The sequence below is a fragment of the Ketobacter sp. MCCC 1A13808 genome (genome assembly GCF_009746715.1).
GTDB lineage: Bacteria > Pseudomonadota > Gammaproteobacteria > Pseudomonadales > Ketobacteraceae > Ketobacter.
Window position 1 is genome coordinate 399223 of sequence record NZ_VRKW01000003.1, and the last position, 22620, is coordinate 421842.

Genomic DNA, 22620 nt, shown 5'->3' on the forward strand with positions numbered 1-22620 from the left:
AATGAATAATGCTGCCCTCATAAATAATGAATGGTTAGCGGGAGCTGGCGCGGATTTGGTGTCCCTCAATCCGCTAACCGATGCGGTGATTTGGCAGGGGCCGGGGGCAGACCGCGATCAGGTTGCGGCCGCTGTTGAGGCAGCCCGCACAGCGTTCAGCAAATGGCGCAAAACCTCTTTAGCAGATAGGGTCGATATTGTTAACCGTTACACTGAATTGCTCAGCCAGCGCAAAGTCGAATTCAGCAAGCTGATCACCCAGGAAAATGGCAAGCCGTTATGGGATGCTGAAAGCGAAGTCAACGCGATGCTGGCTAAAACGGCGATATCGTTACGGGCATTGCAGGAACGTACCAGTACCACGCAGCACGATACCGCGGCGGGAATGTTAAGTGTTCGTCACCGCCCTCATGGGGTGTTGGCGGTATTCGGACCGTTTAATTTTCCAGGTCACCTGCCCAACGGTCATATATTACCGGCCATTTTGGCGGGTAATTGTGTGGTATTCAAACCCAGTGAGCTGACTCCCGGAGTGGCAGAGGAAATGTGCCAATTATGGGTGGCGGCCGGACTGCCACCGGGTGTGTTCAATTTGGTACAGGGCGACAAAGTGACTGGCTCAGCCTTAATAGAGGACCCGCAATTGGATGGCATCCTGTTTACCGGGAGCGCGCAGACAGGACACTACCTGCACAAACAATTCGCCGGTCATCCGGAAAAAGTACTGGCATTGGAAATGGGTGGCAATAATCCGTTGGTTATTGATCAGGTAGGTAACGCGAAGGCGGCTATGTATCTTTCCCTGTTCTCGGCCTTTGTTAGTAGCGGTCAACGTTGCACTTGTGCACGGCGGCTGATGTTGCCGGACAGCCGCTGGGGAGATCAGTTTGTTGAGGATCTTATTCACTGTGCAAAAAATTTGGTGGTGGCTGATGGTTTTGCTCAGCCGCAACCCTTTATGGGTACCGTGATTTCAAAGGATGCAGTTGCCCATCTGAATCACGGGATACAGTTGTTGAATAATATCGGTGGTACCACGTTGCTGCAAAGTCAATACGGGAATCCACAGCAGACCTTGATGTCACCCTGTATTGTGGATATGTCGACGGCGCAGCAAAACTACGATGAGGAACTATTCGGCCCGGTATTGCAGTTGTATCGCTACCGGGATTTGGAGCATGCGCTGACGTTATGTAACGACACCCGTTTTGGGCTGGCGGCAGGCATCGTCACCGAGCAGCCGGAAACCTATCAAGTGTTTGCTGATCAAGTGCGCGCAGGAATCGTGAATTGCAATAAGCCGTTGGTCGGGGCTAGCAGTTCAGCACCCTTCGGTGGCATCGGTGCCAGTGGTAACTTCAATCCTGGTGCTTACTATGCAGCGGATTACTGCGCTTATCCGGTGGCCTCACTGACTGCGGAAGAACCACAAAGCCCGGCTGAATTACCGCCCGGTATGACGCTGTGACAACAAACGAAGTTAATTTCGATGGGCTGGTGGGGCCAAATCACAACTATTCCGGATTAGCCAAAGGCAATCTGGCTTCGCTTCAGAACCAACAGCGGATGTCCAGCCCGCGCCAAGCTGCTTTGCAGGGTTTGCAGAAAATACGCTGGATGATGCAGCGTGGTGTCAGGCAAGGTGTCCTGCCGCCCCAAGTGCGGCCTGATTTCAGGTTGCTTTACCGCCTTGGCTATCGGGGTGAGCCGCAGCACGTATTAGAACAGGCCTTCAAGCAACAGCCGTTGTTGTTCTCCAATGCCTGTTCCGCTTCGTCTATGTGGGTTGCGAATGCTGCCACGGTGGCGCCTTCCTGTGATACGGACGACCAAAAACTGAATATAACCCCGGCCAATCTGATCAGTCATCTGCACCGCAGTATTGAAGTGGGTGCGACCGAAGCCTTGTTACGTTACGTGTTTTCCGACACCCGCTATTTTAGGGTAAACCCGCCACTACCGCCGGTATTGCCATTGTCAGATGAAGGCGCAGCCAATCATATGCGAATCGGGGGCTGCGGGAATGCAATCCATGTATTGGTATACGGTTACGATCACTCAGTGGCTGCACCGGCAAATCAGCGTTATGCCGCACGACAGAGTCTGGCCGCGAGCCAGGCGGTAGCGCGATTAAACCGGATACCAGCGTCCCAGGTGGTGCTGGTTCAACAAACACCGCATGCGATCGACAGCGGCGTTTTTCACAACGACGTCATTGCACTTTCTCATGACCGATTGCTGGTTTGTCACGACCAGGCCTTCGTCAATCAGCGCGATTTCTTGCAGCGTTTGCAAATCCTGAGTGGCGGCCAAATCCAGATTATCAACATTGAAGAGCGGCAGATAACACTGGCGCAAGCGGTGTCGGCCTATTTATTCAATAGCCAGATTGTAACCCGTAGCGATGGTGCGCTCGCGATGCTACTTCCGACGCAATGTCAGCGCGATTCTGCGGTGTTTGATTACGTCGAAAAAAGTTTGCGTGCACAGGCAGGCCTGTCCGAGATTGAGTATTTGGATCTGGATCAGAGCATGAAAAACGGGGGTGGGCCCGCGTGCCTGAGATTGCGCATTAATCTGGCGGAAACTGAAATGAAGGCGATGAAAGGGAATCTGATTGTAGACTTGAAAACCATTGCTGAGCTGGAGACAGTAGTACAAAGATATTACCCGGAGCAACTGAGCATCGCTATGCTATCGGATTGGAATGTGGTGCGCTCAATGTTGTCCGCTATCGAGAAGATATATGAGATTCTGGAGCTGCCAGAAAGTTTATTACAGCCGTTTCTGCCTTAACTTGGCGTTAGATTTTTGTCAGAAGTAATCCCGCTCTCTGTCCGCATGGGACAGCACTATTGAGAAATAAAGTTGCACTTTCGGTGTCGCAATAATAAGGGCCTTTCGTGTCAGCGTAAATTGCAGTGCCAGCAGGATGAATCGAAAAGTTGGGCTCGTTTTCCTCGATCAAAAACCGGAATTGATCCGTTTCGCGGATGATTGCATGGCTGACCTTAAAATGCGCCATGGCAGCTGGCTGAGTGGGCGTATCTTTATTTTGGGAATCAAAAACAAACGGGATTAAACATTGGGTCAGGCGCTCTATATCCCCGGCATCCGGATTGGAGTGACTACCGCATTCAACCGTAAAGCTCTCACATTGCAGGGTGGTGGCGGTGAAGCGGGAAAAAGTATTGGAATGCTGGCTTTGTTCAACCAAAGCACTTACGCCGAGCAGGTTGAAAAACGATGCCGGTTTTTGCTGCGATCTTTGGTCGGACAAAGCATGGGTATTGATCGCGTCTGTCGTGATGTTTGCAGGCCGTAATGCAAAGCGGGGGTGTAGGGACGCTTTTATTGTACTGTGCAGGTCCAGGTGGTACAGCACCTTACTGCAACTGTTACTGAAATCGATGCAGGCTTGCTCCAGGATGCCAGCGCGGGTGCCTTCATCGCAGTCGGGTTTGTGTTTCAGGCCGAATAACCGATTCAGATTAGTTGTGACAAATCGTTGTCGCCGCTCAATCGCGGTTGGATTTCCAAAGATCAACAATAAGGAAAAGGGCAGCTCTCTGGCGCAAGTGGACAAATAGGATCGCATTTGCTGTAGAGCAAATACCGGAATGATCTCATCGCCGTGAATACCGCAGCTAATGATGATTCCTGCAGCATCTTCTTGATTACCTTGATAATAAAAAATCTGCTCCTGAGCCTGCATCGCGCGACCTCGTTGTCCGGCCTATAACCTTTTGGTCTATGTCTCACAAACCTAATAACCAAGTCTGTATTCAATCGGTTTCAATTACAATTGTCTATCATCATTACATCGTTGCATGAATTCGTATGAGTTGTGTTGCAATGGCTATGCTGCTTTTTAAGACATGGTCTACAGTTCAATAGACTAGGTATTGATTAGTTTGTTTCCTTTTTGTTTCGTTATGGATATGTAGTAAGGATAAAACATGAAGTATAGGTCACTACTGTTGGCTGGCGCTGCGCTCCAGGCGGGTGTTGTGCATGCGATGGGTTTGGGAAATATTGCAGTCGAGTCGCCTCTAGGGGCTCACTTGAATGCGCAAATAACATTGCTCTCTCAGCAAGAGCTTACCCGTTCGGATGTTAAAATCAGTCTGGCCAGTGCCGATGTTTATGCCCGTTTCGGTGCGCGTGATCTGGTCGACCATGGCACAATGCGATTCGATGTGATTGAAAGCGATCAAGGCGTATTATCGGCGCGGGTAATGTCAACCAAGCGTATCCAGGAACCTTATATCGACATGGTGGTGGAGTTGCGGTGGCCGGAAGGGGCTACTTACCGGCGCTATGAGATTCTCTTGGATCCCCCACAGAATTATCTGAATCAGAGTGCTGCCCTGCATCCGGTTTCATCACGACCCCCATTGGCGGTACAGCCAAAGACTTCGATTCCCGCAAAGCCGGTGGCTAACCCCAGGCGGGAAACCCGAGCGCTCCAACCGGCGGACACGATGAATTCTCTGAAAGCCCAATTACTGCGTTTGCAACGCGAGCGAGCAGCTTTGCTGGCACGCCGGAATGCGATCCGAACGGAGCTGGATAGCTTGAAGCTGGTGCAGACCAGGGTCGCCAATGGTGATTTATTGTCGGCCGCTCCGGCTTCAGAAGTGGCTACGCTAGCGATAGACGATCTTCAGAAGCCGGTACCGCAGGCTGCACAGCAGCAGCCGGTCGAGGCCGCGCATGTTCAGCCCGTGGCGAGCCCGTTGCTTGCTATAGGAGCGGGTGCTTCCCCTGCTGCACAACAAAGCGCAATCCCGCTATCCGGTAACATCGGGCTACCTATTCCCAGCGGAGCGTTGTTACAGCATTTAACAGCGCAGGATCTGCTGAGTAGCAAGAATGCAGTTCAGGCTGCCGTTGAACAAAAAGAGCAAGCCGGATTTTGGTATCTGCTGGCTTTGTTGCCCCTTACATTTATGTTGGCATTTTTCTATATGCGTGCACAACTTGTGACGCGCCAAAAGCGCGCTGATGATTATAAAGATGAGGATCTGTACCAGCTGGTATTCGGAGCGCAGCGGGATCGCAACCGTTCAGAAGACAAAGCTCAGGTAGGCCGGGCATTGGAAAACATTAAAGCAAAAGCAATGCGGAACGATACCGGAAATCACAGCGTAACGCCGATACTCATCGAAGTTCAGCAAGACGATAGCTTGATGAATGGCCTGGCGCTATCTGAAATCGAGGGGCAAGACCAAAGCGATTGGATGCTGGACGCTCCGATACGCAACATGGGAAGATAGAAAAAAGCCCGGCTTCTTAGCCGGGCTTTTTGCATCGCCTTAATTCAACAATAATTAACGCCGCACCCGATATTCTTCCAGGAACCATTCATTCTCTTCATCCCAGGGAAAGAACGGATTTTCTACTTTCTCCAACTGGCCGGCCAGTTCCGGCATATGACGAATTAAAACCGTTTGAAAGTTGTTGTCATCCACCCAATCAAGACCTTCGGCAGAATAGATTTCGGCACGAAAATCGTCAGTAAAAAAGCGGTCTGCCATTAATCTTCGGGACGCCATTGCAATAAAGATCTGGAAGGACGTTTCACCAAATCCATAACCCGGCGGGCGGTAGCCTTCGGCATAGGATCCGATCATCACATCAATCATCTCCACGTCGTCGTTATAAATATCACGCAGTTTTTCCGCTAAAGCGCTATTGGGGTTGATATCAGTGAAGTCAGTGATCGGGTTGAGGCCGAAGGAATAGAACAAGTTAGTCAGACCATAGGTATCGGTCAGTGCAGTAGCGCCTTGGAAGGCATGATCCTGCGTGTTGCTGGTGGTCAGCAAGTTATTGTTTTGATAATTACGTACCTGCAAACTATCGCGCAGTAAAGGATGCATTCGATAAAGCGCCGTGAATTCTTCAGTCAGGCTAAACGGCACGTTCGCCAGATCCCGTTCACCTCCCATGATGCCGTCGGTTGCAGGGTTACCGAATTCGGGAAAGCCGTAAGGTAAAAATCCGCGCCAGTTGGCAAACATGGCTTCCCGCAGCGTGTAATTTTTAAGAATGGCTGGGGTCCAGTCAACGGTGTGTATCTTCGCCATCAAGGCCGCATTGATGAGTCGGGCAGTTTGAAACAGTCGCTCATCACTCCAATTGGGATGGTTCTGCTTTAGATGATCGGCGATCGCGTTATGTTCTGACACAAACAAAGTATGCATCAATTCCAGCCCAACCCACCAGTTGCGGTTAAAGCCGGTTTCCGGGATACCATCGCTTCCGATAGGCAAGCGGCCGTTGACCATTCGCATCTTTCCGTCCTGCATGATGCGTAAGCTGTGGTTGGTGGTTTTGTCGCTGCCATATATTTGCGAGCCGTCCCACCAGGCTGTATTTTCATTTAGAAAGTAAGAATGAAGAAAAGTAAGTTACCCGATAACAATAATAAAACCGAGCGGGCAATTTCCTACGATCATCTGGCGCACTGTTTAACCACCCAGGGGCGTTGCGAAGAATCCTTGTTGTTGCTAGTGCAACTTCGTTTTCGATTAGCCCGGCAACCGCTAATCTCGGATCTGCTACCCGAACTTTGTTTCGAGTTGATGAGAGCGTATCGGCGCATGGGTTTGGATTTAGGTTCACTGCAGGAACAATACGGCGATTGCTTTGCTCATATCAGCCTGGAATCTTTATTTCACGGGCAACAAGATCGGGAAGCGGTTTTCGCATTGAAATGTCAGTTGTTGATGTTGGTGGATGACGGCGACGAACTCTCTGCACTTAATTATGCTATGCAGGGGTTGATTAAAAGTATGCAGGTGGGTGATCTGCGACACCGGATTCTGTTTTCTGGTGTCAAAGCCTTGTGCGAGTTTAAACAGGGGCGTTACAGTGAGGCGCGCGAAAGCATGAACGGCGCGATGGTGCTGGCGCAAAGGTTTCAGTTTCAGTACGTTATAGCAGAAGACGATTTTGGCTGGTCTGATTTATGGCGGATCATGGATAAAAATAACGATTTTGAAGCACAGCTCAGCAACGAATTTATCTCCGGTTTACGTGCCCTGATTGCAAAAAAGGATCACATGTCGAGTTCACCTGCTTCAGCTTCGCCGATCGCCGAGACTGTGTTTGCGCACCGCAAGGTGCGTTCATCGCTGCGGCCGGATTGTTTTGGTCTAACCGAGAAAGAACTGAAAATTCTGAGTCTGCTAACAGAAGGGCTGTGCAATAAGCGCATCGCACGTCGATCCGAAATCGCACTTACTACGGTTAAATGGCACTTGCAGAATATTTTCGGCAAGCTGGAGGTGCGCAACCGGACGGAAGCGGTGGTAAAAGCCCAGGAACTCGCGTTGGTGAACGACAAAGCCTAAACCACCTGTTCGCTGCACGCAGATTCAGGTGGTTTCCATTGGCAGGAAGTGATTAAGGCTTTTCGAATTCAAAGTTCCCGCTAACGGTCTGGCCATTGGGCATGTCGGCACTGAAATTTCCCTTGAACCAAACGTCGCTGTCTTCTGTGATGGTGAGGGTGCCATTGCGCAGGTTCACCTCATAGGTTCCTTTGCTCAATCTGCCCATACGGCTGATATCAAACGTTAAAGGTTTACCCTGAAGCGGGATGGTGGCAGAGAAGCGGTCTTGGGTAGCCTGTCCCAGCACGCTGGCATAATCCGATTGCACGCACAGATTGCTGCTGGCTATGGATCCCAGATCGCCGCCGTTGATGCTTAACTTGCCCATATCAAATAGGGCGCTGGTGGACATTTTGGTTGCAACACTTTTGCCCAGCTCACTGTTTGCGGTGAGTTTGTCATTGTTCACTACGCTGGTGACCCCCACCGGCATCCCCGATAATTTGTTACCTTCGCGCCCCAGTTGCTCTGTTTCACGTCCGGAGCACGCCACCATTTTCACGCTATCCGATGCGCTATCCAGCAAGGTAAACGTGATATTGGCGTTGGCAGACAGGCCGGATTTTGCGGTCTCCAGATTCAATCGCCACAAGCCGGTCAGATCAGGACTGTTGGTCGTGGAGCGGCGGCTATCAAAGGGCTCCGCGCCGCAGCCAAGCAGAACATACGTGGGCAGCAGGATGGCGGCAATCGTCTTTGAGCGCATCATAGTGTTTTATACCTTTATTATTATCGCCGAAACGGTGGCTTCGGGGGTTTGGATGGCATCTTAAAAAGGTCTATGCGACACTGGGAGGTTGCTATGTCCCGTGTTTTTTTGGCAAAGGTGTTGTTTGAATAAATTCGTACTTCTAGGCGCGCTGATAATCGGGGTGCTCACAGGATTGGTTCTACATAAGCAGATTATTCAGCCCATTCCGGTATTGGCGGATGGCGGTGTCTATCGGGGCACCGTCAAAGACGGTGTATTGCAGGGCGAAGGTGAAATCCACTGGGCGCACGGCGGTTACTATCGGGGTGAATTCAAAGAGGGTGTGTTCTCTGGTCGGGGGCACCTGAAAATGGCTGATGGCAGTGAGTATTTTGGTCAGTTCGGGCGTGGTGAGTTTAGTGGCCAGGGCGAATTACGCTATGCCAACGGTGACACCTACATCGGCTCATTCAAGCGGGGTTCGTTTAATGGACAGGGCCGCTATGTCCAGAAAGATTCGGTTTATAGCGGCGAGTTTGTCGACGACGAACTCCGCGGCGAAGGCGAACACACGGTCAGTGGCGAGTTAGTCTATAAAGGCGGCTTCAGAAATTGGCTGTACCACGGTGCCGGGCAATTTTTTTCCGCCGGGCAAAGCTGGAAAGGGGCGTTTGTCGATGGTCAGCTCAGTGGCGACGGTGAACATAATGACGGCGATGGCGAGCGTTACGTGGGCGCTTTTTTAAACTGGCGCTATCAGGGCAACGGCATTTTATACTATGCCGGTGGAGACCGTTACGAGGGTGAATTCCGCCAGGGGCAACCGAATGGTGAGGGCGTTATGTATCTGGCCGAAGAGGCCCATGGGGTCAAACAGTACAGTGGTCGCTGGCAAAACGGGCGCGTGGTGCACGCACAGCCGGACGCGTTTATTGATCGTTACTCCGAGAAGCTGGAAGCGGCGTTATACAGCGAAGAGCTGCGCCTGCAGCAGCAGTTGTCAACGATTGCAGATCACACACCCGGCGTCACCGATGTTTATTTTCTCGGGGTCGCAGGGGACGGTACGCAAAGAGTGTTTGGCCGGGAAATGAAATACATCAGCGATAAAATTGATTCCCGCTTTCATAATAAGGATAAATCCGTTGTCCTGATTAACGACCGCACGCAGATCGGCGAAGTGGTAATGGCGACCCGCACCAGCCTTGAAAAATCGGTGCAGGCCATTGCTAACAAAATGGATAAAGACGAGGACGTGTTGTTGATCTATATGACCAGTCATGGCAGCAGTGATCACCGCTTTGTCATCAAGCAAAAAGGCATCACCCTGCCACAGATAGAGGCTGATGATCTGGCACAAATTCTGCAAAATTCTGGTATCAAATGGCAGATGATCATGATATCCGCCTGCTATTCTGGCGGCTTTATTCCCGCTTTGCAGGCCGACACCCGGATGATCATCACATCCGCCGCCGCTGACCGGACTTCGTTTGGCTGCTCTGACGAATCTGACTTTACTTATTTTGGTAAAGCCTTTTTCGCCGAATCATTTACGCAACAAGACAGTTGGCAAACTATATTTAAAAACGCGACCACCTGGATCGAAGCGCGGGAATCGGAGGAAGATTTAACACCATCCAAGCCGCAAATGGTCGTCGGCCCGAAAATGTCCCATAAACTGAAAGAGTTAGCTGTATCAGAATTCCATGGTAAACAGTGACAGAACAATCAATGCCGAGTTTGATGAAGACACCGCGCTGGCAGCTGCTCTGGCATTGCAGGCCGTGCTGGAACAGCGAACTCACCGGCGTAAGTATCTGGGACAGATCTATACCGTGCCGGGGAAATTGGGAGAAGCTTTGGATTTGCCCAATATTATTTCACGATTAAAAAGTAAGGTGGCGCGACGGCGTGAGCAGGGCTTGACGGGTTATGAGGAGCTGTGGGTGACCTTGTCGAGGGCAACCCGGGAGAAAGTCTTGCAGGACATAAACTGGTATGACCCCAAAGAACTGAATTGGGATGACAAACGCTCCAATCGTCGTCCTGCACCCGCCGCTTCCCCGCAGGATAAATCCAGCTAGCGACAAGTTAGTCCCGGGTTTGCTGCACGACTTTCATTACGGTTTCAATTTCCGCGCTGCTTGCTTTTGGTACTGGCCGGCTACGAACAAAATCTCGGGTGATGCGTACATGGCGCACAAAACGACGACAATAAAAACAGATGAACAAGTGCAGCCGAAAGCGGAACAGCTCCCAACCACGCATATTATTATCGATGTAGTCGCTGGCTTGATGCGCGACATCGCGACATTTTAACATTCACCTGTTTCCTGATAACGATCAATTACTTGCATTAGTTTCACCCGGGCTCGATGTAACAGCACTCTCACATAGGACTCAGACACATCCAGAATGTTACAGATCTCCGTTAACGCTTCCTGCTCCAGATCACGCAGTATAAACACGGCTTTTTGTTGATCCGGAAGCAGGGATACGGTGTGCTCAATGCATTTTTGCAGATGCTGTTCTTCCAGCAACTGATCGGGTGAATCCAGGTGCCAGCCGGGTGCCGGATTTTTCCAGTGACCACCCGGCGAGAAACGATCCTGACCTAGATAATCGATATTACCGTCATCACTGATGTCCTCCAGAGAAACGCTGCGTTTTTCCCGTCGCAGGCGTGTCTTTGCGCCGTTACTGACTACGGTATAAAGCCAGGTTCTGACACTGGATCGGCCTTCGAATTTAGGCAGTGCCTTGTACACGGAAACCCAGGCTTCCTGCACTACCTCTTCCGCCAGGCTATCGCCGATAATGGCGCGGGCGACGGCAACCAGTTGTCGGTGATGGGCGGCCACCAAGGCTTCAAAGGCCAAGTGATCTTGTTGTCGCAAGCGGTCCAGGTTGAGCGCGTCTTGGCTGTTCGACATGGTATGAATAAGAAAACCATAGGCATACGGTAAGTGGGAAGGAATCATACACATTGGAAGAGGGAGGGGCAAAAGCAATTGAGTCAGGGTAAAACACACGCTGAAGATCCATTTCTAAAACGTGTGTGTTCCCAAAGTGACAACAAGGGTCGGCTAAAACGGGTCGAGTCCGAAAAATTTGACTCTATGTCATGTTCCAAGCAAGCACGATGCCAATTCTGATTTTATGGAGAGGGTGAAGACCATTAGAGTGAAAAAAATCACAGAATTCGGAATGATTGATTGTTATCTAATCATGCGTACGCTTCGATGTGGCGCAGAAAAATAATACGTGTCTATTTTTGGTGCGCAATATCGAAAAAAACACAGAAACCATTGTCGGTTTTACATAACAACGGCTTTTTTTTGCAGGCGGGTATCCTGGTATGTCCGGATCCAGGTTTGCTGAATGATATAGGCGTCGATACTGGCGCGGTGGCGCTTCAATTGGTTTTCCTGGATCACCTGGCGGCGGGTGGCATCCCAGATCTCTATCTGCCGTTCATTCAGAATCAATTCAATGGAAGACAGCCTGAATGTGGGAACCAGCCTTACCGCAAAGAATAACTTTAACAGCCAGGGGTGATCGACCACCCAGCCGTCGCTATACACGGTCTTGCCTTCCAGTTGCCGGTTCAGTTCCTGCGCCAAATCCATTGCGGTCATGCCGTGCCGCTGCAGTTTTTTGCGGCTAATACCATGGGTTTGCTGGGCCTGATCATCCCAGTGATTCCAGTCCGGTAGCGGTTGTATTAACCCGCAAAAGCGTTTGCTTGAAGAGTCGATGTAACCGATTTCAATGGGATAGCCAGTGGGCCCGAATCCGGAGGCTTCAATATCCATGATAATCGGCGGAAAGCGATCGTTGTGTATGCCCATAAAAGTTCAGTCCGGAGAGTTACTTATTTAATATTGCACAAACCAACCAGGTATTCAAAATCAGTGCCGTTTGGGGCTGGAACGTTCATTCGCATAAAGCTGTGGAACAAGCGGCAGCCAAATTCAGGATTTTGTCTGCGGCGGTCGACACACGGAATGGGTTAACAGGACTAAAGAGGGGGTTTTTGGTCGTTTCCTGATGGCTAGGGCGCTTCTGGTTTGTGGTGATTACGGAAATGATCCATGCTTGAAGAGCTAATCCTCTCTCCAATCAAAATAATAAGAGGTCCGATTTGAAAACGTCCGTTCCATACCCCTCAACTGCACGAGGCTGGTTAACCGTCAGTATTTTGATGGTGGCCTATATCCTGTCTTTTATCGATCGCCAGATCCTGAATTTACTGGTCGGGCCGATACGGCGTGATCTTGAAATCTCGGATACCCAGATGAGTTTGCTGATGGGTTTTTCTTTTGCCTTGTTCTACACCATCTGCGGTATTCCCCTTGGACGCATGGCAGACAAGACCAGTCGGCGTGGTTTGATTGCAGCGGGGGTACTGGTATGGAGTGCGATGACCGCCGCCTGCGGTATGGCAAAACACTACTGGCAATTTCTGTTCGCCCGGGTGGGTGTCGGCGCTGGTGAGGCGGCCCTTTCACCGGCCGCTTACTCATTAATCGCAGACAGCTTCCCTCCTGAAAAACGGGCTACCGCGATCAGTGTGTATTCAATGGGTATTTATGTGGGATCCGGGCTGGCGTTTCTGCTGGGCGGCGTGGTGATCCACTTTGCCTCGGCGCAAGGGGATATTATGTTGCCGGTGATCGGTGAGACCCGGCCCTGGCAGCTGATCTTTTTGATGCTCGGTGCCGCCGGGGTGATCTTTTGTGTCTTGCTGGCCTTTCTGAAAGAACCGGTAAGGCAGGGTGCCGGGGCCGGCACGGAGGTCTCCTTTGTGGAAGTGGCTGCGTATATTAACAAAAACCGTAAAACCGTATTGCTGCATAATCTGAGCTTTGCCTGTCTGGCGTTCAGTGCCTATGGTGCCGCTTCCTGGGTTCCGGCCTTTTTTATGCGCAGCCATCAAATGGCGCCTTCCGAAGTGGGGTTTACCTACGGGATTCTGGTCGGCGTGTTCGGCTCTTTAGGCATTCTTGTGGGTGGCCGGTTATCGGATTACTTAACTCTGAAAGGGTATACGGCTGCGCCCATGCGGGTGGGCCTGATTGCTGCCTGCCTCGCGTTACCCTCGTATCTGGGCTATGCCTCGGATAACGTGAATGTGGCGATTGCGGCCATCGGTATGGGCGCATTCACACTGGCAATGCCATTTGGTGTGGCACCCGCTGCGATTCAGGAAATCATGCCCAACCCAATGCGCGGTCAGGCGTCGGCGGTGTACCTGTTCGTCGTGACGTTCTTTGGCTTGGGGGTCGGTCCGACTGCCGTGGCATTGGTTACGGATTACGTGTTTGCAGACGATAACGCATTGCGTTATTCCCTGTTGATTATCAGTAGTATCGCGACGGGCTTGGCGATAGTGCTTTTGTTCGCCTCACTGAAGCCTTATCAGCGAAGCGTGGAACAGTTGCGAGCGGATTTTTCATAAGCCATATCGATCCGCTCAAAGCGACCGCCGGGTTTTACCAAAAGCTGATAACCAAGGCCAGGGTCAACAGTACCAGAACGAGAGCACCGGTCTTAATGGCAGGTGCAACCGGATCGGCATTTTTCTGTGCCGTGGTTGCCGTTTGTTGTTCACTCGGTGACGATGCCGAAGGTGAACATTGAAACAGCGTTATTAACACCAGGGTGACGAAGAACAGTAATCCTGCGATCAAAGTAAAATGAATGTCATGCCAGCCCAATTTCGACCCTGCAAACAAAACGGCAGAGATAATATGACCTGCGATCACACCCCGGAACGCCGCCCCGGCGCCGATTTTTTTACTGCAAAACCCCATCGCGAAGGCCGCCACCAGCGGCGGGGTAACGTAAGCAAAGGCTTGCTGCAGATAAGCAAATAACCCCGGAAAATGATCAATCGCCGGTGCCCAGAGTGCGGCCAATACCATTAATATCAGCGTGCAATAGCGCCCCCAGGTGGCCATTTGCTGGTGGGTCATGGCGGGCTTTTTCGGTTTTACAAAATCCATAATAAACAGGGTGGACGCAGAATTCAGGGTGGAATCGACACTGGACATAATGGCCGCCATTAATCCGGCTAACATCAGTCCGGCCAGCCCCGGTGGCGCAAATTCAGCAATCAAGCGAGGGAAAACGGTATCGGAGCGTTCCAGATCGGTGAACAGCGCTGCCGCCATGGCCCCCGGCAGCACCATGAAAAATAACGGCAGCAGTTTGAGTGCAGCGGCAATCAACGCGCCTTTGCCCGCGGCGTCGGCATCCCGTGCGCCCAGCAAGCGTTGAGCCACGTATTGATTCATGGTCCAGTAATAGAAGCCCAGAATCGGCAACCCGATCAGCGTGCCGAGCCAGGGCAGGGCCGGATCATCCAGCGGCCGGATCAAGGACAAGTGCTGGGCGTCGAGTCGGGAAGTGACTTGCGACCAGCTGTAATCGAACTGGCCAAACACAATGATGGATAGAAGTAACGAGCCAGCCAATAACACCAGGGTTTGCAGCACATCGGTGTAGGCCACCGCCCGCAAACCGCCGGCGGTGGTATAGATACCGGCGAACAAGGCCATCGCGGCGCAGGTGGGCGCCAGGGCCAAGCCCGGAAAGAACATCATCAGAACCAGTGCGCCAGCGTACAGGCTGCCTGCGGTGTCCAGCACGATACTGAGGAACAGTGACGTACCGGACAGGTATTTCCGCATGCGTGGGTCAAAGCGCCGTTCCAGCACTTCCGGCACTGTACTGATCCGTTGTTTAATAAACACCGGCGCAACAAAAAGCGCAGTGAGCATTAATACCAGCCCCGCCATCCACTCGTAATTCGCTACCGAAATGCCGGTTTCCCAGGCTGCACCGGGCAGACCGATTAAGGTGGTTGAGGAAATATTGGAAGCAAATAGCGACAGGCCAATGACCCAGGGCCCCAGGCTACGACTGGCCAAAAACAATTCATCGGCATCGGGGGATCGTTTGGTTACGCGGATGCAAACGCCAATGACCACCAGCAGGTAGATGGCGATAATAACGTAATCTAAGGTGGCGAGTGAGGGCATAAGAACACAGCGTATTTCTATTTATTAGCGCACTACCTTAAGAAAATTCAGCTTATACCTCAAATTTAATGAAAATCGGATTGGCAGTGAACAAACGCCATTGGCGAAAGTCTGAACAATAGTAGGTGCTAACCGGTTTTAATCGACGTCATCTGCTGCTATGCCTCAGGCTTTTTGTTAGCATCCGATGAGGCTTTTTTTGGTATTAATAGCGCATTTAATTTTCTATAACTTAATTCACCTACTTCAACCACAGCCCCGGACTCTTTATATGACATTGATAAAAAAAATGAATATAGCAACGGCTTTGGCTCTGCTGAGCTTTTCAGTGACGCCGCTGTATGCTGAAGAAGCGCCTGCTCCGGTGGCTGCGGATGTAGAGGCGGAATTCAAGCGTTGCGTCCCCCGTTTGCAGCAACGGGCCCGAGCAGAAAAGATTGCCGACGATGTGGTCGAAAAGCAATTGGGCGCGGTGCAGTATGTAGCACGGGTGATTGAACTGGACCGCAGGCAGCCGGAATTCAGTGAAACGTTTTATAACTATCTTACGTTACGGGTTAATGATCAGCGCATCTCCCAGGGGCGGGAGCTACTGAAAAAGCATTATGACCTACTGCTGAAACTGACTCATCAGTATGGCGTTCCGCCGCAATATATTGTGTCATTCTGGGGGCTTGAAACGAATTTCGGTACCTATTTGGGCAAGATGAATGTATTGGATTCGCTGGCCACCCTGGCCTGCGATCCGCGTCGAAGTGAATTTTTTACCAAAGAATTAATGGAAGCATTACGCTTGGTGGAAACCGGTGTTGCGGATCACGACACCATGTTGGGTTCCTGGGCCGGAGCGATGGGCAATATGCAATTTATGCCCAGCGCCTACCGCCGCTTTGCCGTCGATGGTGATGGCGATGGCAAGGCGGATTTGTGGAACAGTTTGCCGGACGCGTTTACCTCTGCAGCCAATTTCCTGCAACATCTTGGTTGGGAAAAAGAAGTACGCTGGGGGCGTGAAATACGCTTGCCGGAAAAATTCGATTACGCTCTGGCAGGCCGGGATGTGACCAAACCGTTAAAAGAATGGTCGCGAATGGGCATCACCGATGTGACAGGAAATGCGTTGCCGGAACTGGATTTGAAATCTTCCGTTATTATTCCAGCGGGGCACAACGGCCCCAGCTTTATGGTTTACGATAACTTTCATGTGATTATGGATTGGAACCGCTCTGAATTTTATGCCATTGCTGTGGGTCGATTGGCAGACCGGATCAATGGCGCAGGCGCGTTAAAAGTGCCACCACCGCAAACCGAACGGATGAATCGGGATGATGTGCGCTGGATTCAGGAAGCACTCAACAGTCTGGGGTATGACACGGGTGAGCCCGATGGTATTTTCGGGAGCCGTACCAAGCGCGCGTTGCGGGATTTCCAGAAGAGTAAAAATATGGTGGCGGACGGTTTCCCCAGTGAAGATGTGATTGCCCGGTTGAAAGCAGGAATAACCTCATGATGCAGCGTCTTGTCATTGGCTTTTTCGCATTGCTGTGGATGCCGCTCAACGTCAGCGCAGAGACCCGTACCTTTGGCGATATCGTGATTAAAGGGCAGTTCGAGCCAGGAGGTATGTTGATCGGGAGTGCGCCACCGGGCAGTACCGTGAAGTTTGGCGAGCGCTCGTTAGCCCTCTCTGCCGAAGGCGAGTTCGTGTTGGGGTTCGGACGAGACGATAAGCTGGAACAATCCCTGAAAATCGTCACTTCCGATGGCAAAGTCACGCCGATCAACCTGCAATTGAAAGCCCGGGAATACGATATTCAACGTATAGAAGGCGTGCCGGCGCGCACAGTCAACCCGGACACCAGTTCATTGCCGCGCATCCGCGAAGAGGGCAGTCAAGTAAGCCGGGCCCGCTACACCGATAGCGATCTTCGCGGGTATCTTCAAGGATTTATCTGGCCGGTAAAAGGTCCGGTTACCGGTGTTTATGGCAGTCAGCGGGTTTTTAACGGCGAACCCCGTCGCCCCCATTTCGGTGTCGATATCGCCGCTGCGGAAGGCACTGAAATCCAGGCCCCGGCTGACGGCGTGGTGACATTGGCGCACCCGGATATGTTTTTTTCCGGGGCGACCATGGTGATTGATCACGGCCGCGGCATCAGCACCAGCTACCTGCATATGAGCAAAATGCTGGTGAAGGGCGGTGACTCCGTAAAACAGGGCCAGACGATCGGATTGGTGGGGGCGACGGGGCGGGCCACCGGCCCGCACCTATGTTGGCGCCTGAACTGGTATCAGACAAAACTGGACCCTCAGCTGGTGGTGCCACAGCAATAGACGCCGGTTACAACCACCGCGCCAGTTTGCTTTCGTCTTCGATGGCCAGGTACACGGTATCGGCGAGCGGGGCTTTCAGGGTGACTTCAAACGTCATCAGTTCATCCCGGCGGAAGCCGTGCAGGGTGAGCTGATCTCCAGGCTGAAAGCGGCTCAATAATTTCTCCAGGTTGCCGTTTTCTACACGCAGTCCGTCCACCGCGATTAACACGTCTCCGGCAGAAATGCCGGCGCACTGGGCGCTGCTGTTGTCCAGCGCACGGGTCACCTTACTGCCAGCGGCATCCGCTGTCACCAGAACGCCGAGGTCAACCCGATTATCGTCGACACTTTTGTCGTTGCCGCCAGCATCACTCATGGAGCCGGCTTGGCGAAGTTTAAAGGCGATTCCGAACGGCGCAAAGAGGGCGCTAAAATCCATGTCAGTGGTGCCGTAAACTGCGTCCTCAAAGAACTGCTGTAAGCGTTGTTGCGCCGGTTGCGGGACGTCGTTATTCCTGCACAACTCAAGACACAGATTCTGAATATCGAATTCTGCAACCGCCACGCCGGTTTGCCCGTGGCGCTGCCACAACAGTGACATCACCTGATCCAGGTTAAGTTTATTGTTGCTTTCGTGGCGCAGGTTCAGATCCAGAGCCAAGGCAATGACCGCCCCTTTGGTGTAGTAACTGACGATGGCGTTAGCGGCGTTTTCATCCTGTTTGTAAAATTTGGTCCAGGCATCAAAACTGGATTGTGCGGTGGTTTGTTTGAAGCGGCCCGGATTGCGTAGCAGGCGGGTGATCGTTTTAGCCACCAGTTCCAGGTATTCCTGGCGGGAAATCAAGCCGGTGCGCATTAATATCAAATCATCGTAGTAAGACGTAATCCCTTCAAAAGCCCATAGCAACGGGGTGTGGTTTTCTTTGCTCAGATCATAAGGAATATCCGGTCGGATGCGCTTCACGTTCCAGCTATGAAAGTATTCATGGCTACACAATCCCAGAAAGGTCTTATAGCCTTCGCTGACTTTGCCGGATTCGTTGCGGCCGGCAAGGTCATCCCGGTTACAGATCAAACTGGTGGAAGCCCGATGTTCCAATCCCCCGTAGCCATTGCCTACGGCCCAGGTCATAAACACATAACGTTCGAACGGAGCCGGTTCACCGAATTGTCGAATCTGGTGTTCACAGATTGTTGTCAGGTCTTGGGCAATGCGTGGCAGGTCTGCGCTGTGTTTTCCGGTGACGACAAAGTCATGGGGCACACCGCGGGCTTCAAATGTCACACAATCAAAATCCCCGATCTCGACCGGGTGATCAATCAGCTCGTCATAATTTTCAGCCTGGTAGGTGCCGAATTGATAGGCATCTGCGCCTGCGCTGGTTAACGAGGTGGCCACACGCCAGTGCCGCGCCTCTTCAATATTGGCATTATTAATGTCCAGTCGGCAGGGTGTGTCCGATTGACCGACGACTTGTAGAAACACGCTGGTGCCGTTGAAATAGGCATGAGTCTGATCCAGGTGGGCGGCTCTTACCGACATGTCCCAGGCGTAAACCTGATACTCAATGTCGACCGCGCCGGTGCAGGCGCCTAGCGCCCACGTATCCTTATCGATTTTGCCGAGTGCGACGTTCTGATCGCCACTGCGGGCCTGAACAGCAATGATATTCCTGGCGAAATCCCGGATCATATAGCTGCCCGGTATCCAGGCTGGCAGCCGCAGCAACTGGCCACTGGCCAGTGGCGCGGGTATATGAATACGCAAATCAAATACATGGGCGTAGGGGTCGGACGGGGTGATGCTGTAGTGTATCGGGCTTATCTCATTGTTTTGCATGAAGTTTAAGAGCTCGGTCGGGTAAATTCAGTGATTATCTGTCATGACGTTAACAAAAACGCCGCGTGCAAGGCAAAACCTTTTACGAGTCCGGTGGCCAGGCAGTTCGGGCAATGGCGGCATTGGCTTGGCGCTGCAACAAAGGCGTGATGCCGGCGTGCTGCTAAACCACGTAGGCAGCCGTTTTTGTCCTCTTGTTGCCCGTATGTTGTTAGCTGTAATTTATTGTTAAGGGGGATAGCTTGGCGGCTCCAAACATCGCAACTGCATCTATACTTGGCTCAATATTGATCAATCGGTGTCCCCCATTCCAGTGACGTTGTTGTTAAAGCCCCTTACATTGCTGCTATGCCTGATACACGTCTTGTGGCCGCTAACTGCAGCGGCCGCCGATGCCAGCGCGGAGCAATCCCTGCCTGCTACTATCCACGTCGGCAGCCCGGGCTTGCTGGAGCTGCAGCCCGTACACGCCCGGTATCACCTTGAATTAGCACCGTTGTCGGCACAGCAGGTGTTCGATCTTGCGGCTGGGGAATGGGCCGCTCCCGAAAAAGCGACCATTAACATCGGCCCGCAAAAACATGCTGCCTGGTTTCGTTTTCATATAAAAAACGAACTCAACACAGACGTGGACCGTCTCCTGGAGCTGCGCTGGCCGCACCTTCGCGATATTGATTTTTATCAACGCCGGGCAAGTGGCGAAGTTATTCATCTCAAAGTGGGGCTTTCGGTCAATGGTTTTGAACATTATATGAATAACACCAGTTACCTTTTTCCGCTGCCACTGGCGGCAGGGGAATCGTCTGATGTTCTGATTCGCGTTCATGGTAATTCGTATTTGTTCTTGCCGTTGTTTATCTGGGATCGCGATCTGTTTATTGCGGATCACGGTAATCAATTGATGTGGTATTGCCTGGCATTTGGTGCGTTGCTGGCAATGATGTTGTATAACGCCTCGCTTTATGTGTTCACCCGTGACCGCAGTTATTACTTCTATTCGTTATATGCGTTGTCGATTCTAATTTACGAAATCTCCGCGACCGGCATCGGTAACCGTTATCTATGGGGCTGGTCGGAATGGGCTCGGCTCAACGTGTTCGTTCTCAGCATAAATATGAGCTTTTTGTGTGGCAGCCTGTTTGCCCGCTACTTTTTGGGCCTGGAGCAGTATGGAGGCTGGTGCAAATGGTTGAATAGCATAACCGTCGCGTTTTGGGCCGGCTCCGGTTTGCTAGTCCTTTTGGGGGTGACCGAAGTCTATGGGCTGGCTGAATCCATGTCGTTGTTCACCTGCTTTGCCGCGCTCATTACCAGTATGTATCTGTGGAAAAAAGGCAATGTTTCGGCGCGCTACTTTACCATCGCCTGGACTGCCTTGATTGTCTTTACCATGGGGACGGTAATGATGCTGAACGGCAGTATGCCCTATAACGCGTTCACTCAATACGGGCAGATTATCGGTTTTGTTTTGGAAATGTTGTTGTTGTCATTCGCGTTGGCTGAACGTATTAACCGAGAGCGTAAACAGCGTGAAGAAGCTCAGCAGGTCGCGCTGCAGTTGCAAACTGAAATCAGTGATGAACGTGAAGATCGGGTACAGGCTCAGCAACAACTTTTGGAGCTGCAAAAGCAAACCAATAAAGAACTGGAATGCCGCGTATCAGAACGCACCGATGAGCTGGAAAAAGCGATGTCCGAACTGGAAGCCGCCAATAGCGAACTTGAAAAGCTCAGTGTGACGGATCCGTTAACCACATTAAGCAACCGGCGCTATTTTGACGAGGTGCTCGAGCGTGAGCTGCAGCGCTCTCAACGCACACAGAAGCCATTGGCTTTGGTGATGGTCGATCTCGATCACTTTAAACAAATTAACGATAATTACGGGCACCTGGCCGGCGATGATTGCCTGCGTTTGGTGGCAGCGACATTGAAAAAACTGGTGACCCGGGGCACGGATCTGATTGCCCGATACGGCGGTGAAGAATTTGTTGTCATCCTGGCCGACACCACGGAAGACGATGCCTATCGGGTGGCAGAACGCATCCGTAGTGAAATCATTAAGATACATTTAATCTACGGTGGAAGCCGTATTCCCATGAGCGCCAGTCTGGGTGTGGCGGGGGTCGCAATGGGACGCGTAATGACACCGGGGCAATTGATCGGGGCGGCGGATGACGCGCTCTATCAAGCCAAAAACAGTGGCCGGAATCGTTCTGTTGTAGCGAAAACCAATGTGTCGTGAACAACGCCAGGCAACCGGGTCGGTTCAAACTATTTTTTAAACGGAGGCTTGTGCTCCAAAGGCGGTCTGGGCAACACGATATTTTGCGAAACGTACCGGTTCAGGCGGCTATTGACCAGGCTCATTCCCGGAATCCTATAATGCAAAAAAGTGGCACTGCGATTGGCCGTCCTATAAAAATGAGTGGTTCGGCGCCATCCTCTATTCTGGGGCAGACCCAGTTCATCGGCCCGTGCCGGGCTCAGGCAAAGGCGGCTGCACGCCAGGATCAGGTCGGCCGGCAGTTTCACAAGTCCGTGACTGGCAATGCATTGCAGGGTATTTTTCGCCAAAAGCTGGTGTGCCTTGTCGACGGTCTCTTGTCGTTGGCTTAGGGTCTGATGCAGTTGCGATTCTTGTTCCAGGGTGTTGGTAAGCAGGTCCTCATCCAGTCCATATAAATGACCGCAGTAGCGCCAGAAATGATGTATCGCCTGTTGATCATGGGCGTCGAATTCAATCCCCAGTCGTTGCATGCCAATCTTGGCTATATGACTGAATTCCAGTATGTCATAGGCCATATCGAGCTGGCTTAAAGGTGGACTTTTATGGCGTCCATACCAATCCCGTGTCACCAGGCTTTTGCGCATTAGCGCGTTAGACAAACGTATTTCCGCTAACGCCCGGTGCCCGCTGGCTCCCGGTTGTAAGCAACCAGCCTGGGTTGTGCTGTGAATAAGCTGATTGGTTTCGTATACCCGACGCACCACCTCCTGATTCAGGTGGCCACTGGTCACCAGGGCGACGGAAGCGCGGTTCTGGCAATAGCCTTCGATCAAACTGCCGGTCAATATGGCCAGGGTTCGGGCATGATTGAACACGTTTTGCAGCTTCTGGGCGCGATCGATTAATTGCCAGTCCACCCAATCCGGAATGCTCCACAGATGGTCAATCAGCTCCTGATAAACGCCGATTTCGGTTTTTGCAAGGTAGTGAACTTCATCCATCATGCGAGAAGGTCGTCGGCGATCGATTCGCATCGCAACCGCATCGGCCAGGGCATCGCCGGTAGCGGATAATCTTCTCATGGCAGTATCGGT

Annotated in this window: 19 protein-coding genes and 1 pseudogene; 10 read left to right on the plus strand and 10 right to left on the minus strand. The window is 51.8% G+C overall.

From position 1 onward, the window contains the following. Position 1: 1 nt before the first annotated feature. Together astD and FT643_RS08605 are read left to right on the plus strand one after the other, a co-directional pair. On the plus strand, positions 2 to 1468 hold the full coding sequence (astD, locus tag FT643_RS08600) for a succinylglutamate-semialdehyde dehydrogenase (protein WP_156870968.1): 1467 nt from the start codon (positions 2 to 4) through the stop codon (positions 1466 to 1468). Further along, on the plus strand, positions 1465 to 2796 hold the full coding sequence (locus FT643_RS08605) for an N-succinylarginine dihydrolase (RefSeq protein ID WP_156870969.1): 1332 nt from the start codon (positions 1465 to 1467) through the stop codon (positions 2794 to 2796). Before astD ends, FT643_RS08605 begins: the two co-directional genes overlap by 4 nt. 7 nt (positions 2797 to 2803) lie before the next feature. Here the strand turns inward: FT643_RS08605 and FT643_RS08610 are convergent, their stop codons facing one another. Next, positions 2804 to 3715: a succinylglutamate desuccinylase gene (locus tag FT643_RS08610; RefSeq protein WP_156870970.1), complete on the minus strand. Its 912-nt coding sequence runs from the start codon at positions 3713 to 3715 to the stop codon at positions 2804 to 2806. A 244-nt stretch (positions 3716 to 3959) separates the two neighbouring features. Between FT643_RS08610 and FT643_RS08615 the strand changes: the two genes are divergently transcribed. Further along, the gene (locus FT643_RS08615) at positions 3960 to 5279 is read left to right on the plus strand and encodes a type IV pilus assembly protein FimV (RefSeq protein WP_156870971.1); all 1320 of its coding nucleotides are present in this window, start codon (positions 3960 to 3962) and stop codon (positions 5277 to 5279) included. A 54-nt stretch (positions 5280 to 5333) separates the two neighbouring features. On the opposite strand, the gene FT643_RS23370 is transcribed toward FT643_RS08615, so the two are convergent. Next, positions 5334 to 5753, minus strand: a complete 420-nt coding sequence (locus FT643_RS23370; RefSeq protein ID WP_232340056.1) for a peroxidase family protein — start codon at positions 5751 to 5753, stop codon at positions 5334 to 5336. Next, a pseudogene (locus FT643_RS23375) lies at positions 5748 to 6383 on the minus strand (peroxidase family protein); the annotation flags it as partial. The pseudogene FT643_RS23375 and the gene FT643_RS23370, both read right to left, overlap by 6 nt. 18 nt (positions 6384 to 6401) lie before the next feature. On the opposite strand from FT643_RS23375, the gene FT643_RS08625 reads away from it, so the two are divergent. Continuing rightward, complete coding sequence (locus FT643_RS08625) at positions 6402 to 7361, plus strand: helix-turn-helix transcriptional regulator (protein WP_156870973.1); 960 nt, start codon at positions 6402 to 6404, stop codon at positions 7359 to 7361. A 52-nt stretch (positions 7362 to 7413) separates the two neighbouring features. Here FT643_RS08625 and FT643_RS08630 read toward each other — a convergent pair whose 3' ends face one another. Further along, the gene (locus FT643_RS08630) at positions 7414 to 8112 is read right to left on the minus strand and encodes a hypothetical protein (protein WP_156870974.1); all 699 of its coding nucleotides are present in this window, start codon (positions 8110 to 8112) and stop codon (positions 7414 to 7416) included. A 124-nt stretch (positions 8113 to 8236) separates the two neighbouring features. Between FT643_RS08630 and FT643_RS08635 the strand changes: the two genes are divergently transcribed. Then, on the plus strand, positions 8237 to 9814 hold the full coding sequence (locus FT643_RS08635) for a C13 family peptidase (RefSeq protein ID WP_198043417.1): 1578 nt from the start codon (positions 8237 to 8239) through the stop codon (positions 9812 to 9814). Further along, positions 9801 to 10178, plus strand: a complete 378-nt coding sequence (locus FT643_RS08640) for a hypothetical protein (RefSeq protein WP_156870976.1) — start codon at positions 9801 to 9803, stop codon at positions 10176 to 10178. Before FT643_RS08635 ends, FT643_RS08640 begins: the two co-directional genes overlap by 14 nt. Positions 10179 to 10185: 7 nt before the next feature. Here the strand turns inward: FT643_RS08640 and FT643_RS08645 are convergent, their stop codons facing one another. The 3 genes from FT643_RS08645 to FT643_RS08655 form a co-directional block, all read right to left on the minus strand. Continuing rightward, positions 10186 to 10416: a zf-HC2 domain-containing protein gene (locus tag FT643_RS08645; RefSeq protein WP_156870977.1), complete on the minus strand. Its 231-nt coding sequence runs from the start codon at positions 10414 to 10416 to the stop codon at positions 10186 to 10188. Beyond that, complete coding sequence (locus tag FT643_RS08650) at positions 10410 to 11027, minus strand: RNA polymerase sigma factor (RefSeq protein WP_156870978.1); 618 nt, start codon at positions 11025 to 11027, stop codon at positions 10410 to 10412. The genes FT643_RS08645 and FT643_RS08650 overlap by 7 nt, the downstream gene beginning before the upstream one ends. A gap of 384 nt (positions 11028 to 11411) precedes the next feature. Then, positions 11412 to 11945 (minus strand): hypothetical protein, encoded by a 534-nt coding sequence (locus FT643_RS08655; RefSeq protein ID WP_156870979.1) that lies wholly within the window; start codon positions 11943 to 11945, stop codon positions 11412 to 11414. 353 nt (positions 11946 to 12298) lie between these two features. On the opposite strand from FT643_RS08655, the gene FT643_RS08660 reads away from it, so the two are divergent. Next, the gene (locus FT643_RS08660; protein ID WP_156871169.1) at positions 12299 to 13555 is read left to right on the plus strand and encodes a spinster family MFS transporter; all 1257 of its coding nucleotides are present in this window, start codon (positions 12299 to 12301) and stop codon (positions 13553 to 13555) included. 34 nt (positions 13556 to 13589) lie between these two features. Here FT643_RS08660 and FT643_RS08665 read toward each other — a convergent pair whose 3' ends face one another. Continuing rightward, the gene (locus FT643_RS08665) at positions 13590 to 15140 is read right to left on the minus strand and encodes a sodium:solute symporter family transporter (RefSeq protein ID WP_156870980.1); all 1551 of its coding nucleotides are present in this window, start codon (positions 15138 to 15140) and stop codon (positions 13590 to 13592) included. Positions 15141 to 15411: 271 nt separating this feature from the next. Here FT643_RS08665 and FT643_RS08670 point away from each other — a divergent pair, with 271 nt between their 5' ends. Both FT643_RS08670 and FT643_RS08675 read left to right on the plus strand, forming a co-directional pair. Further along, positions 15412 to 16650 carry a lytic murein transglycosylase gene (locus FT643_RS08670; RefSeq protein ID WP_156870981.1) on the plus strand — a complete coding sequence of 413 codons (1239 nt, stop codon included), beginning with the start codon at positions 15412 to 15414 and terminating at the stop codon, positions 16648 to 16650. Then, a complete protein-coding gene (locus tag FT643_RS08675) occupies positions 16647 to 17474 on the plus strand; it encodes a M23 family metallopeptidase (RefSeq protein ID WP_156870982.1) in 828 nt (275 codons plus the stop codon). Before FT643_RS08670 ends, FT643_RS08675 begins: the two co-directional genes overlap by 4 nt. A 7-nt stretch (positions 17475 to 17481) precedes the next feature. Here FT643_RS08675 and FT643_RS08680 read toward each other — a convergent pair whose 3' ends face one another. Further along, a complete protein-coding gene (locus FT643_RS08680) occupies positions 17482 to 19299 on the minus strand; it encodes a M61 family metallopeptidase (RefSeq protein WP_156870983.1) in 1818 nt (605 codons plus the stop codon). 298 nt (positions 19300 to 19597) lie between these two features. Here FT643_RS08680 and FT643_RS08685 point away from each other — a divergent pair, with 298 nt between their 5' ends. After that, the gene (locus FT643_RS08685; protein WP_156870984.1) at positions 19598 to 21541 is read left to right on the plus strand and encodes a sensor domain-containing diguanylate cyclase; all 1944 of its coding nucleotides are present in this window, start codon (positions 19598 to 19600) and stop codon (positions 21539 to 21541) included. Positions 21542 to 21570: 29 nt separating this feature from the next. Here the strand turns inward: FT643_RS08685 and FT643_RS08690 are convergent, their stop codons facing one another. Beyond that, positions 21571 to 22608: an oxygenase MpaB family protein gene (locus FT643_RS08690; RefSeq protein ID WP_198043419.1), complete on the minus strand. Its 1038-nt coding sequence runs from the start codon at positions 22606 to 22608 to the stop codon at positions 21571 to 21573. Positions 22609 to 22620 lie beyond the last annotated feature (12 nt).